The organism is Segetibacter koreensis DSM 18137, assembly GCF_000374045.1.
GTDB classification, from domain to species: domain Bacteria; phylum Bacteroidota; class Bacteroidia; order Chitinophagales; family Chitinophagaceae; genus Segetibacter; species Segetibacter koreensis.
The window spans coordinates 130649-145921 of sequence record NZ_KB893316.1 but is presented as its reverse complement, the minus strand read 5'-3'; the positions used below and the strand labels follow the sequence as shown (position 1 = coordinate 145921).

At 36.7% G+C, this 15273-nt stretch carries 12 protein-coding genes; 5 read left to right on the top strand and 7 right to left on the bottom strand.

What is annotated here, in order from left to right; all coding sequences use genetic code 11:
* Positions 1-49 precede the first annotated feature (49 nt).
* Together B154_RS0104980 and B154_RS0104975 are read left to right on the top strand one after the other, a co-directional pair.
* Entirely contained in the window at positions 50-298 is a 249-nt protein-coding gene (locus B154_RS0104980) for a hypothetical protein (RefSeq protein WP_018612226.1), read from the top strand.
* Between the two features lie 71 nt (positions 299-369).
* Positions 370-1389 (top strand): SDR family oxidoreductase, encoded by a 1020-nt coding sequence (locus tag B154_RS0104975; protein WP_018612225.1) that lies wholly within the window; start codon positions 370-372, stop codon positions 1387-1389.
* Between the two features lie 184 nt (positions 1390-1573).
* Here the strand turns inward: B154_RS0104975 and B154_RS0104970 are convergent, their stop codons facing one another.
* A complete protein-coding gene (locus B154_RS0104970) occupies positions 1574-2176 on the bottom strand; it encodes a ribonuclease H-like domain-containing protein (RefSeq protein WP_245542554.1) in 603 nt (200 codons plus the stop codon).
* Between the two features lie 194 nt (positions 2177-2370).
* On the opposite strand from B154_RS0104970, the gene B154_RS27730 reads away from it, so the two are divergent.
* Entirely contained in the window at positions 2371-3360 is a 990-nt protein-coding gene (locus B154_RS27730; RefSeq protein WP_018612222.1) for a hypothetical protein, read from the top strand.
* Between the two features lie 62 nt (positions 3361-3422).
* Here B154_RS27730 and B154_RS0104960 read toward each other — a convergent pair whose 3' ends face one another.
* From B154_RS0104960 to lepB, 4 genes are all read right to left on the bottom strand, one after another.
* Positions 3423-6857 carry a hypothetical protein gene (locus B154_RS0104960; protein WP_018612221.1) on the bottom strand — a complete coding sequence of 1145 codons (3435 nt, stop codon included), beginning with the start codon at positions 6855-6857 and terminating at the stop codon, positions 3423-3425.
* 430 nt (positions 6858-7287) lie between these two features.
* The gene (locus B154_RS0104955) at positions 7288-7749 is read right to left on the bottom strand and encodes a PA2169 family four-helix-bundle protein (RefSeq protein ID WP_018612220.1); all 462 of its coding nucleotides are present in this window, start codon (positions 7747-7749) and stop codon (positions 7288-7290) included.
* A 90-nt stretch (positions 7750-7839) separates the two neighbouring features.
* Positions 7840-8328 (bottom strand): cytidine deaminase, encoded by a 489-nt coding sequence (locus B154_RS0104950; RefSeq protein ID WP_018612219.1) that lies wholly within the window; start codon positions 8326-8328, stop codon positions 7840-7842.
* 73 nt (positions 8329-8401) lie between these two features.
* Positions 8402-9907, bottom strand: a complete 1506-nt coding sequence (gene lepB, locus B154_RS0104945; RefSeq protein ID WP_018612218.1) for a signal peptidase I — start codon at positions 9905-9907, stop codon at positions 8402-8404.
* Between the two features lie 305 nt (positions 9908-10212).
* Here lepB and B154_RS0104940 point away from each other — a divergent pair, with 305 nt between their 5' ends.
* Positions 10213-11088, top strand: coding sequence for a MerR family transcriptional regulator (locus B154_RS0104940; protein WP_018612217.1), 876 nt, complete (start codon positions 10213-10215; stop codon positions 11086-11088).
* Between the two features lie 96 nt (positions 11089-11184).
* Here the strand turns inward: B154_RS0104940 and B154_RS0104935 are convergent, their stop codons facing one another.
* Together B154_RS0104935 and B154_RS0104930 are read right to left on the bottom strand one after the other, a co-directional pair.
* A complete protein-coding gene (locus B154_RS0104935; protein ID WP_018612216.1) occupies positions 11185-12342 on the bottom strand; it encodes a sigma-54-dependent transcriptional regulator in 1158 nt (385 codons plus the stop codon).
* 273 nt (positions 12343-12615) lie between these two features.
* On the bottom strand, positions 12616-13623 hold the full coding sequence (locus B154_RS0104930) for an aldo/keto reductase (RefSeq protein ID WP_018612215.1): 1008 nt from the start codon (positions 13621-13623) through the stop codon (positions 12616-12618).
* Positions 13624-13967: 344 nt separating this feature from the next.
* Here B154_RS0104930 and B154_RS0104925 point away from each other — a divergent pair, with 344 nt between their 5' ends.
* Complete coding sequence (locus tag B154_RS0104925) at positions 13968-15263, top strand: flavin monoamine oxidase family protein (RefSeq protein WP_018612214.1); 1296 nt, start codon at positions 13968-13970, stop codon at positions 15261-15263.
* Positions 15264-15273 lie beyond the last annotated feature (10 nt).

Below are 15273 nucleotides of genomic sequence, written 5' to 3'. Positions count from 1 at the left end.
ATTATATTGTAAACAACAGGTTATTTTAAAACATAAAAAGAAGTATTTAGTGACTATATATTTTGATTTTGAAGAACAAAGACGAACGGCAGAAGTGACATGGCCGAAGAATGGCGGAAGCATATATGTAACGGTAACAGATAAGGAACTCACACAAAAACTACCACCGGATTTAATTTTTGACATCAACAGGAAAAACAAGATTTCTTTTGTTGAAGAAGACCCGCATTTTAAAAGACTCATTCAACTGCAAACGATCATTAAAAGAAGATTGCAGGAGCTCGCTAACCAATTATAAAAGGAGCGACCAATTGGCAACCAAAAATTAGTGGCACACTTATTTACTGATTAGCTTGTAACCTTAATTCTATGGAAAGATATAAGCGTGAGTTTTACAAAAAACACGATTTGTTTAAAAAAACAGTTGTTATAACCGGGGCTTCAAGTGGTGCGGGCCGCGCTGCTGCAATGGAATTTGCCAGGCACGGAGCTAAAATTATACTTGCATCCCGCAGTATGGAAGCGCTGGATGAAGTAGAGGCTGAATGCCGTGAAATGGGAGCATTGGCATTAGCCGTTCAAGCAGATGTGACGGACGCGGCTGCCATGCAAAAACTGGCAGCAACAGCAAATGAGTTTGGCGGTTCGATAGACATTTGGGTAAATAATGCAGGAGTTTTAGCGGCAGGAGAATTTACAGAAACTCCTGTTGCTGTACATGACCAGGTAATAAGGACAAACCTGTTAGGCTACCTTCATGGTGCCTATGCAGTACTACCCTATTTTAAAGCGCAGAAGTATGGAATTCTTATTAATAATATTTCCGTTGGCGGATGGATACCGGTGCCTTATGCAGTTGGATACAGTGCGAGTAAATTTGGGCTTCGCGGCTTTTCTCAGGCGTTAAGGGGTGAGTTAGTTAATTATAAGAATATTCATATTTGTGATCTATTTCCTGCTTTTTTAGATTCCCCGGGCATACAGCACGCAGCAAATTATACCGGACATTATTTAAAACCTGCTCCGCCTGTTTATGATCCCCAGCGACTTGCGAGAGTAATGGTTGCAGTTGCACAACAACCTAAAAAAGCAGTGACCGTAGGTAGTGTTGCAACTTTTCTTAGGCTGGCTCATTCTATAATGCCGGCTGTTTTTAGCGCCATTACTGTAAAAACAATTGAGGCTTATTTAAAGAAAGCTGATCCCGTTCCTGAATCAAGTGGTAACGTGTTTGCACCGGTCAAATTTGGCACAAGTATACATGGTGGGTGGAACTCCCCTGCTGATTATGAAATTCGTAAAAAAACGGTTACCCGTTCACTATTAATTGGCGGTGTTACGGTAGGAATGTTGTTATTGGGGAGAGCAAAACTGCTCAAGAAGTTATAAATTTTAGAAAAGGCAGGTAGCAAAAAAGAATGATCTACTTGTGCGAAATGTTACTATTGTCTTTGTGCATGGAAAAAAGGGAACAAGAGATTAGTAAAGCAAGAAAACTTCTGTAACTTTTTTTTCAGCTAATTCCACGAAACAAAATTTCTTTCTCAGCAAATCGTGCGCTAAAATCCGCTTTTTATTCAGCTATAAAAATATTTTCTGGTTCAATAAGTGGCAGATTTTTAAAGCGCAGAAGAACTTGTGCAACTACTACAACATCTTTCTGACAATAATTTACAATTCGCTGCAAATCATTTTCTTTATAATACACATGTTGTACCATACTACCGTCAATATCATCTTTTGAAGTTGAGATGTCCAGAATATTTGCAAGCAGATGAAGAGAAATGTAATTTTTATAGTCCCCAAATTTCCACCATTGCAGCGTATCGGTCATACTTATCTCCCAAGGCTTTGCACCATGAACATGCATAAAAGGCGGTAATGGTATTTGGTTTATAACCATTCGGCGGCATAAGAAAGGAACATCGAACTCTCTTATGTTATGTCCCGCGAACTGAATTCTATTTTTATGACTATAAAAGTTATTGGCTAATTCAATAAATTCTGTCAATAGTTTTTTCTCATCATTTCCTGAAATACTCTTTATTCTCAAACACGTTCTATCCGCCTTATCTTTGTAAAAAAAGCCTGCTGATATGCAGATTACTTTACCAAACTCTGCCAGTATACCCGCCTTCTGCAGATATGCTTCCTCTTCATTAAAATTTTCTGGCATTGTTTTTGAAATTTTGTCGAAAAAAAGCTTGCGACCTTCAGCGGATAACTCATTAATATTGCAAACTTGTGGTACGGTTTCTATATCAATTAGGAGCAACTCAGAAAGAGACTGTATACTATTCAAATTAAATTTCTTTTTTTAAAACTATAAATATCTTACAATTAAACTTATAAAATCAAAATAAACCAACTATGGCTTACAACTCAGAATACTCTGCAACAAATCCTCAACCCACTCCCAAGAGAGATGACAGGAAGATCATCTACGGAATCTTAATTGCCGCCTTATTAGTTACGTGGGGCTATATTATTTACGATAAAAGTAAAACCAATGAATCAATTAATCAGTTGCAGACACAGTATTCTAATGTAGATTCTGCCCGCAATGAAGTGCAGGCTGAGTATAACGATGCTTTGGCACGTCTTGACTCTGCGACAGGTAATAATACTCAACTTACCGGAGCGTTGGCTGAAAGACAATCAGAAATCAATAATCTGAAAAAACAAATATCTTCTATAACAAGTAAGAGAAATGCCACTGCTGCCGAGCTGGATAGAGCAAGGGGTCTTATTAACCAACTGAACATGCGTATTGATGATATGTATGCTGAAATTCAGAAATTGAAATACGAAAATCAGCAGTTGGCAACAACTAACAAAAGATTAAATACTGAGAAACAACAATTAAGCACCGAAAAAACCCAGTTGGCTGAAAATCTTACCACAACAGAAACTGCCCGTAAAGAGGTTGAAGATGTTGCCTCTACCCTTCATGCGAGTAATTTAAATATTACACCTATACATGTAAAAGGCAATGGTAAAGAGAAAGAAACAACAACAGCTAAGAGAGTTGATTTGCTTCGGGTTTCTTTTGATGTCGATGAAAATAGAGTTGCCTCTACAGGCAATAAAGATCTATATGTAACAGTTACAGGACCAGATGGCAGACCTGTAACAATGGCTAGTGAAAGCGGAACTTTTGACACACGTGAAGAAGGTTCTAAGCCTTATACTAATAAAGTAACGATACCCTACGAACAGGGAAAAAAATCTACAGTAAGCTTTGATTGGAAACAGGAAGGAAAATACCAGTTAGGTGAATATAAAATTGAAGTTTATCACAACGGATTTAAAATAGGTGAAGGCAAAAAAACTTTAAAGAAAGGCGGAATATTTGGTTAACGAATAATGCCTTATAATAATAAAAAATAAAAAAGAGCAGGAAATTTCCCTGCTCTTTTTTATTACAGAATAGCCCTGAGAGAAGCACGGCCAATATGTATCGTCCTTGTTTCTGCCGGTTTTCTTCCTTCGTATTGAAAGGTAAGCTCAAGATTGTTGCCTAGCCGTTTCGTCAAATCAAAGTTCCATAGCATATTTTTTCCCGGCATTAATGCGTCCAGCATAATATAACTGACTGTTGTATTGGGCGTACCAGTGTAACTAATATTTGCATAGGTTAACTTGCCTGTCAGGCTTGTGTTGTTTACTGCGTTGTATTTTCCCTCCACATTTAATGAATTACTAGTTGATTTTTCGCCACCGTATATAAGTTTATTTTTCTTTTGACTAAACTCATAGCTCGTTGACAATCTATAACTGGTACCACTTGTAAATGTGAGTCTAGGCTCACTATTTATGGTTTCAATTTCGTAGTTGCGGTTATTAAACTTGGGAGTAAACAAAGAATTATTTGTAATTTTTTGAATAAGCTCAAAAGTATAATTACGCAATGGATTCCATCTACCTTTTAAAGTCCAGTCGTTTAGTTTCCTGCTTTCAAAACCATAGGTCAAAAGAGACTTGTTGTAATTCGTTCCATTGCTGATATCGAAACCCCACTTTGTGCTAAACCTGTTAAAAGAAAACGTATTAGTAAACACATTTGTAAGGGTAAGCAATGCTGTATCATTTAGGGAAATTTTCTTAAAAGGATTGAAAACAATATCTCCTTTAGACAGTTCTTTTTTAGCTGTTTGTAAAGAAGATTGAAGATTTATTCTTCCAATAAAATTTCCAAACTTTTTATTTCTAAACTTATTGCTAAGTGTTTTAGGGTTTAGTGTTATGCTATAATTAAACTGAGTATAATTAGCTTTTACAAATTCGTTGGTAGGAGTAAAAACACGGATAAACTTTGCCTGGTCAGGAAATAAGGCTATTTCAAATTCATTTAACTGAGGAATGCCGTCCTTGTTGTAATCGTTCCATGCATATTCTCCGCGGCCCGGCGGTACTTCTAAGTATATAAAATCTCTTCTTTGCTCCTGGCCTGCGCCCACCTCGTATAAAGCATTTCCTGTAATAAATCCTTTAAATTCATTTATTGCGTATTCTGCGCGACCTAAAATTGTATTCTCCGGTTTGAGGTTTGATAATGTTTTGTTAGTAACCTGCAGTTGCCGGTATGTGACATTTAACCTCAGCTGGTGATGGCTGTTTGATAACAACTCGGTGTTAAGCGTTATATTCTGGCTTCGGTCGACCCGTTCAAGTTTTTTGAAATAAGGAATCTGATCGTTACGGGTAAAATAAGTCAATGACCAATGATTATTTCTCGCCTGGTTTGAGCGTATATATGCGGAAACTGTCGTAAAAGCGAAACTGGAAGAAGAAACTGTATCAGATAACTTATCATGTATTTCGTTGTGCTCCAGCGAATAAGTTGCTCCAAGCACATAGTTATTTAGCTGGTGAAAAACTTTGCTGACATCTACTGACGGCCGTAGAAAAAAACCTTTATTATATTGGGAATGAAAATTAGTAAGGTTAAAAATATTTCTTAACTGCCACCCTTTTATTTTTTGCTCGTGGCTTATAAGCTGCCGAAGGCCTTTATAACCATCGCTCCGAATATATGCAGATGATTGATATTGCAAAGAATTTCCGGCTGAATCCGATAATTGGAATTCAGCGAAGGGTAAGTGTTCAGTAGCAGCTCCAGGTTGAAATTCAAGCCCCCAGTCACGGTAAAACTCGACTGTTCTCAACCTTTCAACAGGATGAAAATTTTGGTCAGTCACTTCATACCCGCCAACTGTTTTTAATAGCAGCACTTTACCAGTATGAGTATATAAATGAATTAAATGATCTATATTCATTTTTCCTGCGAATCCTTTATTATCTCCTTTATCCTTAGCCGAAAAAGCATTTACATCATAGTTGCTCATTGCAACTTCTGTAGATAAATTTGTTTTTTCGTTTATTGCATACACTGCACCTATTGTTACAACCTGTTGCTTTTTTGGAGTTACGAGGTAAGTAGCAGGTTCAAAATTTCCCTGTGGCAATCCATTTACCGGCGCTACCCATCGAAATACTTTTCCGTTTGCTCCATTAAAATCCGGTACGTAATTTCCTTTTCCCTGACCTACTTCTATAAAACCTAAACTATATTTTGCGCTGTCTTTATTGGTGGAGTAAACATAAATTTTCTGGCTGCCTCTATCATCAAAAGTATCTATTTGAGCATATAAAATTTTTGTCGTAGAAAAAGTATCAGGTGTTGCAGTTGGATAAAAAGCATTTTGAATACTGTCACCGATATTGTTTAAAAATTGTTTTTGTTTTGTATCAAGCTGCTGGTTAACAGGGGAGTTTTTTGCGTCGGCATTGCTGTATGCTGCAATGTTTATCGCAAGTTTTTTATTTACAGTCAATTCGTCCGAAGCATATAACATTGAGTTTAAAAAACTTCGCTCCGCATACTCAAATTCGACTTGTATACGACTGTCTTTTGTAATCATGCGGCGGGGAGTGAAAGCGATCTCTGCAGTATTATAATTGATTACGTAATCCTGGTCTTCTCCCCGTTGCATTAATTGTCCATCAATAAAAACCCTTTCTGTTCCTGCGAGAACTATAAAAAATATTTCATTGTTTACTCCTTTTAACCGGTAAGGGCCCTGGTTTCCTTCTTCACCCTGAAAAACATTTCTTGTAAATTTTCCTTTAGCGATGGCACCCGTTGTCTGTATTTTATTCGAACCATTTTTTCCTAACCTCGAAACATTGCTGTAGGAAATTCCCTGAAGCCTTTTATAGAAATTGAGATAATAAGATTGATTCTGTCGTAAGTCTATATCTCCCAGGTTAACCTCCCAGCCTTTTTTCTTAAATTGAAGCCAGACACGATCAAATTCATTTAACTGTTGGGTTGTACCATCTGGTTGAATGGGAATATTGTTGTCAGTAATAGCTGCAGCAAGTTGTATGCTGTCGCCCAACAATCCATTCAATTGCAGATTAAATTGTGAATTAACTACAACATCCTGGCTGTTTCCAAAACTTAATGCACGACCAAAGCTGCCGTTATAATTCATTGTTCCAAAATCGAATAAACTGTTTTCACCTTCATGTTTTGTATTTAAAACCTTTTGTTGCGCAATAAAATTATTCATTACACTATCGTATGTAAATCTTTTTTTAATGGCGTTTAAACGATAAGGAAATACGCGATAAAAAATCTGGATACTATCTGTTGGCAAAGATTTTTTCCAGGTGAGAATAGCATTTACATCATCTATACTATAATACGAAGTATCATATCCTTTAATAAAAAAGGTGCGTGGCACAATACTGACAGTGTCGATGATTATTGAAGAAGAAGCAACAATTTTTTTATTACGAAGGTTAGAATATTTATAGGGTTGAGAACGGGCAGCTACAACTGCAAACATTGTGATAAATAGAACAATTATATATTTAAATAGTGTCAAAAGAAAACTTCGGGTAAATGTAAACCCTAAATTAAGAGACTTAAAGATTAATTGTCAGGTAAAACCTAAAGAATGTTTTCAGATTTAACAGTTAAACGACCGATTTTTCTGCAGAAACTTTTCATTATTCTTTTCATAAAGCAAAAAGAATTGCAGCGAGGGTAGCAAAAGTAAAAGAATAGTAAATCTTTTACTTTTTTGCTTTATTAATTGCCAGGGAGATAAAAAAAGAATAATTTTTCAACGAGGAAATTGCGGCTTTTTTCCTGCGGATATTGCCGAAAATTTTAAATTTTATCGTACAAATCTTTGAAAGGTAAAAGCAACCATAAAAAAAGTTCCAAAAGACTTGTACCTTTTGAAACTCTTCTTAAGCAAACTACTTGTTTTATTATTTTGCTTGGTCACGCAAAGCTTTAATCTTATCATGCGAAACCTTGAACTTTAATCTTTGCTGCTCTAACATCTGATGTAGATAAGCAGGTAAATGTTCCTCAGCCAACGCAGCTTTATAAGCTTTTTGTGCAGCATCTTCTCCAAATTCACAATTAGACAAGACTGTATGCCTGTTGTGACCGGTAAAAACGGCTTTTACATCCATCCATGCTTTGTATATTTTTCCGCTATTTGTGGTAGCGTCTCCAGATTCCATTTCTCCGCCCAGTGCCTGAACTTCTTTACCAATTGCATTTCTTGCGTCGCGGCTTTCATCTATCATGCCTGCAAACAAAGTTTTAAGATCCTGGTCTCCATCTTTTAATTCTTCGATAGCTTTCTCGTAACCCTTAATACGGTCATTATTGATCTCAATAAGATCATTAAGAATGGTTATTGTCGCTTTTGTAGTTTCCATAATGTTTAATTGTTTATAGTCTATCACTAAAAATCTGTGCCAGTTAGTTTTTTATATAGCAATAATTTATAACAATCAATTTTTTTTTCTTTACGTATTCAATTCATTTGCTGTAAAACTTAGAGGCAACAACATACCTGCACGTTCTATTATATACACCTTTCCCTGTAGCCCCCCCAATATAATTCGTATAGGGTGCTTTAACTTTGTCTCGTACTCAAGTAAACTTTGGCGGCAAATGCCACAAGGTGAGATAGGATGAGTGCTTTCACCGTTTTCATTATCGTAGCTAATAGCAATTGTTTTTATAGGTACATCAGGAAACATAGATGCTGCTGCTGCGAGCATGACTCTTTCTGCACAAAGTCCAATAGGAAAACTCGCGTTTTCCTGGTTAGTTCCCTTCACAATTTCACCATTTTCTAATAATGCAGTAACACCCACTCTAAAATGAGAATATGGTGCATACGCGTTTTTTGTTACTTTTCGTGCTTCACTTAGCAGTGAGGCATCTTCGGCGGTTAATTCTTCTATTGAATCATATACTTCGTAAGAAAATGCAAAATCTTCTTTTATCATACGGAAAGCAATTTAGATAGAAAAGTCCTTCGCCGAAGATCGGGAAGGACTCTTGAAAAAAATTAAAGATATATTATTTTATCGTCTTAAACAACCTGTTCCAGCGAGGGCCATTTTCCCAGCTAAACCAAATAAGTGATGCTTTTCCTACAATATTTGTTTCCGGTACAAATCCCCAATAACGACTGTCCTGGCTGCGATGGCGGTTGTCGCCCATCATCCAGTAATAGTTCCATTTACATTTATAGGTATTTGTCTGCTGGCCGTTTATAAAAAACTTGCCACCTCTTTCTTCCAGTTTATTTCCTTCATAGGTGGTAATAAGCCGGCGGTAAATAGCAATGTTTTCAGGGGTAAGAGTAATTGTGCTTCCTTTTGCCGGAACATAAACAGGGCCGAAATTATCGGGAGTCCAGAGATAATCGTCGCTGTAGGGAAAGGTGCTACCAGGCATGTTACTAAAAGCAAATTGAATACTTTTGAAATTAGGCTGTTTTTTTACGATTTCAGCTTCTCCAGGGGTCATATTAATAACATATGTATTCGCTTTACCTTCAAAAGCGTATATCTGGCCATTATCATTTTCAGTATTTATATGCAGTTGAGTTTGCAGGAATTCATCGCTGAAAGGCTGGCCATTTGTTTCAACAAGATATTCTGTTTGCGAAGCAGCTGGAATAGGCGAAGCTTTTCCATCTATGTACACCTTTCCATCTTTAATCAACAATGTATCACCGCCTATTGCTATACATCTTTTGATATAATTATCTGTTTTATCCATGGGATGTACCAATATGGGATATTCCGCCATCAAAGCATCCCTGTTTCCCTTAAATTGATTTCTTAAAACATCATAATAAGGATTTTTAGAACCAAATTCGGGAAGGTTAATAATAGTATCCCCCGCCGGAAAATTAAATACAACTACCTCATTTCTTTTTACCTGCTGAAATCCCGGAAGCCTTGTATAAGGTATTTGAACCAGTTTGGTATAAGATGGTGTTGTCGTGCTAAAGGGCATAATGTTGTGTACAAAAGGAAATGAAATGGGGGTTTGAGGAATACGCGGCCCATAACTCATTTTGTTTACAAACAAAAAATCGTTTACCAATAAAGTCTTTTCCATACTCTCTGTAGGAATCGTATAGGCTTCAAAAACGAATGTGCGAATGATAGTTGCAGCAACTACGGCAAAGACCGCAGCATCTATCCATTCTCTTGTTGCACTTTTGTGATACCTTTTTACAACTTCATGACCTACGTATTTTACTTTAGAAGAGTAACCTAAATAAGGAAAATAAATAAAAGGAAAAAGTACAGTAGCAATATGATCAAGTAAAGAAAATTTGGCAAAATGCATTACAAAAATGATGGTAATCCATATGGTAATAAACTGGCCCGCAATAGGAATAAACTGTAGCCAGAACCATACTTTACGAATATTGGTCTTGTTAACTATACACCAGGTATTATAAAACGGAATAAATGCTTTCCATGGTTCTATACCGGCTTTTTTAAACATGCCATACATACCAATATGCCATCCAAGAGTACCAATTATAAAAAGTATCCAACCCATAAGTAGCTTTTGAAGTTGGCAAATGTACATTATAATCTATCTGACAAAAGAGGTTTACCGAAAAGTTTTCTTAAATAAAAAAATATTATTTTCTGTAGTCTTACTTTTATAACATTTAGAAGAAACAGGAAGCTATATTTAATGACTTATAATAATATAACATGAAAATCGTTTTTTTTAAATAGAAATATATGCCACAGTTGTAGTAACGACTTTCATCCATTTTGTCAAATTTTGTAAATAACTGTGTTTACATCTCACGGCGTTCGTTTTATTAAATAAAAGAGAGATAACTTTATTTCTGTATGAATGAATTTACGATAAAAGATATTGAAAATCTGAGCGGTATTAAAGCACACACGTGGCGTATTTGGGAACAGCGTTACGGAATTGGCGTAGCTCAAAGAAGAGAAAGCAAGCACAGATTTTTCGATACTGAGAATTTAAAACAAATTTTAAGGATTTCCTACTTATACAACAACGGCTTCAAGATCTCAAAAATTGCTGCTCTCAGACCTGACGAGTTGAATGAAATGACCTTGACAAAGCTTGCTAAAGAAAACGAAAATGACTTTTATGTGAAGGAATTGATTGAATCTTCAATTGACCTCAACGAAGAGCGATTTGAAGAGACTTTTAATGAAGTATTGGAAAAAATGGGAATAGAATCGGCAATTCTTAATGTAATTAATCCCTTTCAAGAAAGAATTGGTGTGTTGTGGTTGACGGATCATATTATTCCTGCACAGGAGCACTTTACCAGCAATATAATACGGCAAAAACTGACAAAAGCAATAGATGATCTGCCATTGGTTAAAACAACTGCAAAAAAGGAAATTGTTTTATTTACGCCTGAGCGAGAAAGGCACGAGATTCCCCTGCAATTCATACATTACCTGCTGAAAAAAAATAAGAACAGGGTTATTTACTTTGGAAGCAATGCTTCTTTGAAGAGCATTGAAATTTACCAGGAGAACCATTCTTTTACCTATCTCCATTTTCACCTGATTACAAATCTTGCCGGTATCTCGCCCGATGAATATCTTCAAAAAATAAGTTATGCATTTCCTGGCAAACAAATTATAATGTCAGGAGTACAAGTGTACCAGGTAACAAAAATACCCGGAAATGTTCGCCTCTTAAAGTCGATGAAAGAAGTTGTCGAATTTACATACGAGTAATTAAATATTGATGGCTTCAGGCCATAGCCCTACCAGTTCTAAATTTTGTAATTTTTTTTAACACCCAAGGCTATGTGACTGCAATTATGCACTGTTTTAAATTGCAACGTAATTTGATATATCCTCTATAGTTATCGTTTTGCCGGAAAGAATAATCAGTCGCTCTACTACGTTTCTCAATTCACGTATATTACCTGTCCAGTTATGTTTTTTTAAAGCTTCCAATGCCTGTGCATCTATTTCTTTTTTTGCCTGGCCATAATCCTCAGCAATATCTTCTAAAAACTTATTTACCAATAATGGAATGTCATCTCTTCTTTCGTTTAATGATGGCACATGAATAATAATAACACTTAACCTATGATAAAGATCTAACCGGAAATTTTTATTCTCAACCTCTTTTAATAAATCTTTATTGGTTGCCGCCACTACCCTAACATCCACCGGAATTTCTTTTTCGCCCCCTACCCGCATTATTTTTCCTTCCTGCAGTGCACGCAAGACTTTCGCCTGTGCGCTAAGGCTCATATCTCCTATCTCATCTAAAAACAATGTTCCCCCGTTAGCCAGTTCAAACTTTCCTATACGCTGCTTAATGGCCGACGTGAACGAACCTTTCTCATGTCCGAACAATTCACTTTCTATCAGTTCGCTCGGTATCGCTGCGCAGTTCACTTCCACCAGTGACGCTTCATGCCGGTTGCTTTTTTCATGTATCCACCTTGCTACCAGTTCTTTACCACTTCCGTTTTCACCTGTTATCATTACCCTTGCATCTGTAGGCGCAACTTTATCAATTGTTTCTTTTATTTTTTGAATGGGTGCACTCTCTCCTATCATCTCCTGCACCTTACTTACCCTCCGCTTCAAAACTTTCGCTTCCTTAACAAGATCAGTTTTATCAATAGCATTGCGGATGGTAATAAGCAAACGGTTAAGATCAGGAGGTTTTGAGATAAAATCAAACGCACCTTTTTTCACAGCTTCAACAGCAGTTTCAATATTTCCGTGACCACTGATCATAATAACCGGCACATCAGGATTTATAGCAAACGCTTTATTTAAAAATTCTATACCATCAAGTTTTGGCATCTTAATATCACACAAAACCACGTCGTATGTTGCAGACTGAAACTTTTTAAGACCTTCTTCGCCATCTGCAGCCTCATCTATTTTGTATCCTTCAAAGCCCAAAATCTCATTCAGGGTTTTTCGTATTGCTCTCTCATCATCAATGATCAGTATAGTTGGCATATTCCTTTTTTAAAGGTTGCTAAGATAAGGGGTTTACAGAATTCCTCGCCACAAGTGTTGTTATTCTGCAAACATGATTGCTTGTGGAAAGATCTGGTAGCTGATAAAAATTAATTAAACCGTTAATCACTTGTACCTCTTATCGTTTCTCTGGATTCTCCGATTTTCCTTATTCAATTAGCTGTTTCCACAAATTATTTTGTTAGTAAAAAAAGACATGATGCATTTTTATTTTCACATACTTTCACGCATGATTTGCAGAGAAAAAACTGATTAAGAAACTTTTTCCTCTGCCAAACTAAACTCATCAGCAGCATTTGTTATCTCCTGCAATTCTTTATCAGTCAGGCTGATGCTTAGAGATTGTGCATTATCATTTACCTGGTCTTCGTCTCTCGCACCCACTAGTACACAGGCAACGCCAGGCCGATGAATGGTCCATTTAATCACTATTTGCGCAAGGGTGGCATCATGCTTTTCAGCTATCGGCGCTATTTTTTCCAGCAATTTATTTGTTCTCATAATATTTTCACCGGTATAAAAACGATTGCCTTCTCTGGTATCTCCCTCGCCAAATTTATGTCCCGGCTTAATCTTTCCTGTCAGCAGACCTCTTTGCAAAGGACTATATGCAATGATTCCTAAATCTTTTTCAATCGCCTGTTCAACTACATTCATTTCTATACTTCTGTTAACCATAGAATACGGTACCTGGTTAGAAGTGATCTGAATAGTTTTCAGTGCTTCATCCACCTGTTGCACATTATAGTTGCAGACTCCTGCGGCTCTTACCTTTCCCTGGTCTATCAATTGTTGTACAGCCTCAAATGTTTCACTTATAGGCGTTGTAGCATCGGGCCAGTGTATCTGGTACAGGTCTATATAGTCGGTCTTCAACCTGCGCAGACTATCCTCACATTCCTGCACAATTTTTTTCTTCGATGCCCATTTATACATTTTAAATGGTTTTCCATCATTATCTACAGAATCAAAAAAGTACTCGCCTTCTTCAGTCTGCCAGTTCATACCGAACTTTGTCAGTATCTGATAATTATCGCGCGGTATTCCCTCCATTGCCTTACCTACAAGTTCTTCACTTCTTCCAAAGCCATAAACGGGTGCCGTATCTATAGTGGTAATGCCGGCATTGTAGGCTGCTTTTATAGCGGCGATAGCAGCTTTTTCTTCAGCGCCTCCCCACATCCATCCCCCAATTGCCCATGCACCAAAAGCCATTGGGGTAACCATTACATCTGATTTTCCTAACTTTCTTAATTCCATTTTACTTGGTTTTTGTATAAATATTTACATTGGCATTTTTGCAAAAACCAAGCCTCTGGTAATTTTCATAATTTACATTATTTGCATTTTCCTAAAACCCCGAAAAAAGCTTTTTACACCCCCAAATTATACTAACAGGTAATTTTAGGAGAACGTGAAAGTGGTTATCGTTCAGTTTATTTTAGCTATGGTTGTTTCAATTATATCGATATTTGAAAAGATAATTATCGGGGAACAAACTGTACAAGTGTGCGACGCAACAGAAGCACTATCAGTGAATATATTGATGGGTACAAAAATTTCCTTTTTTATTTTTCTGAGATAAAATTCCATTAATTGAATCTATGGATGTAATTATAATCGGTGCAGGGGCAGCAGGTTTAATGGCAGCAAAAAAACTGTCTGAAGCAGGTTTGGAAGTTTGTTTGTTGGAAGCAAGAGACCGTGTTGGCGGGCGTATTTACACATTGAAGGATCCAAGTTTGTCAATGCCGGTAGAAGGAGGCGCAGAATTTATACATGGAAACCTGGAAGTAACACTTGACTTATTAGAAAAAGCTGGACTGGATAAGCAAGAAATAAAAGGCGAATTTTGGAATGTTAAGAATGGTGAGTGGACTCAGGAAAGTGATTTTTTTGAAAACGCGGAATTGGTAATAAAGCATCTTAAAAATATAAAAGAAGACATTAGTATCGCTGATTTTTTAAATAAATTTTTTGAAGAAGAGAAATATACTGATTTAAGAAAATCTCTAACGTCTTATATTGAGGGTTACTATTCAGGTGAGACAGAACGAACAAGTGCAAAAGCTTTTTTGCAAGAATGGATGAGTGAAGATGAGCAGCAATACAGACCTGTAGGAGGCTATGGAGAAATGATAAATTACCTGGCAGATAGTTGCCGGAATGCAGGATCAATAATTAAGTTGTCTACCGTTGTAAAAGAAATAAGCTGGCAAAAAGGAAATGTAAAAGTGTGTGATGAGCAAGGAAATGCGTTTACAGCATCAAAAGTTATTGTTACAGTGCCTTTAGGCGTGTGGGGTTTACCTGATGATTCAAAAGCAGCAATTCTGTATTCTCCACAATTACCATCAAAAAAAATAGCTGCAAAACAAATGGGTTATGGCGCTGTAATAAAAATTCTTATTGAATTTGGAGACGTGTTTTGGGAAAATTTACCAGTAAAGCAGCAAACAAAAACAGAAACATCTCGACTGCATATGGTGCTATCAGATATGGCCCTACCTACCTGGTGGACACAATTACCAAATCATACACCTTTACTTACAGGCTGGCTTTCAGGTCCGCAGGCAGAAAAAATAAAGAATGAAACAGATGAAGTTATCCTAATGCTATCCCTTACCTCCTTAAGCAATATTTTTAAGATCGACAGGAATGAGTTGCAAAAGAAAATAAAATGGCACAAAGTTTTTAACTGGGCTAATGATGCTTTTACTATGGGGTCGTACTCCTACTCTACCCTTGATACACAAAGGGCGAGAAAAATTATATTAGAACCTGTAGATAATACGTTGTTTTTTGCCGGAGAAGCATTGTATGACGGCCCGGAAATGGGAACTGTAGAAGCAGCCCTGACAAGCGGACTAAAAGTAGCAGAACAAATTATTTTGGCCTGATTATTTATGT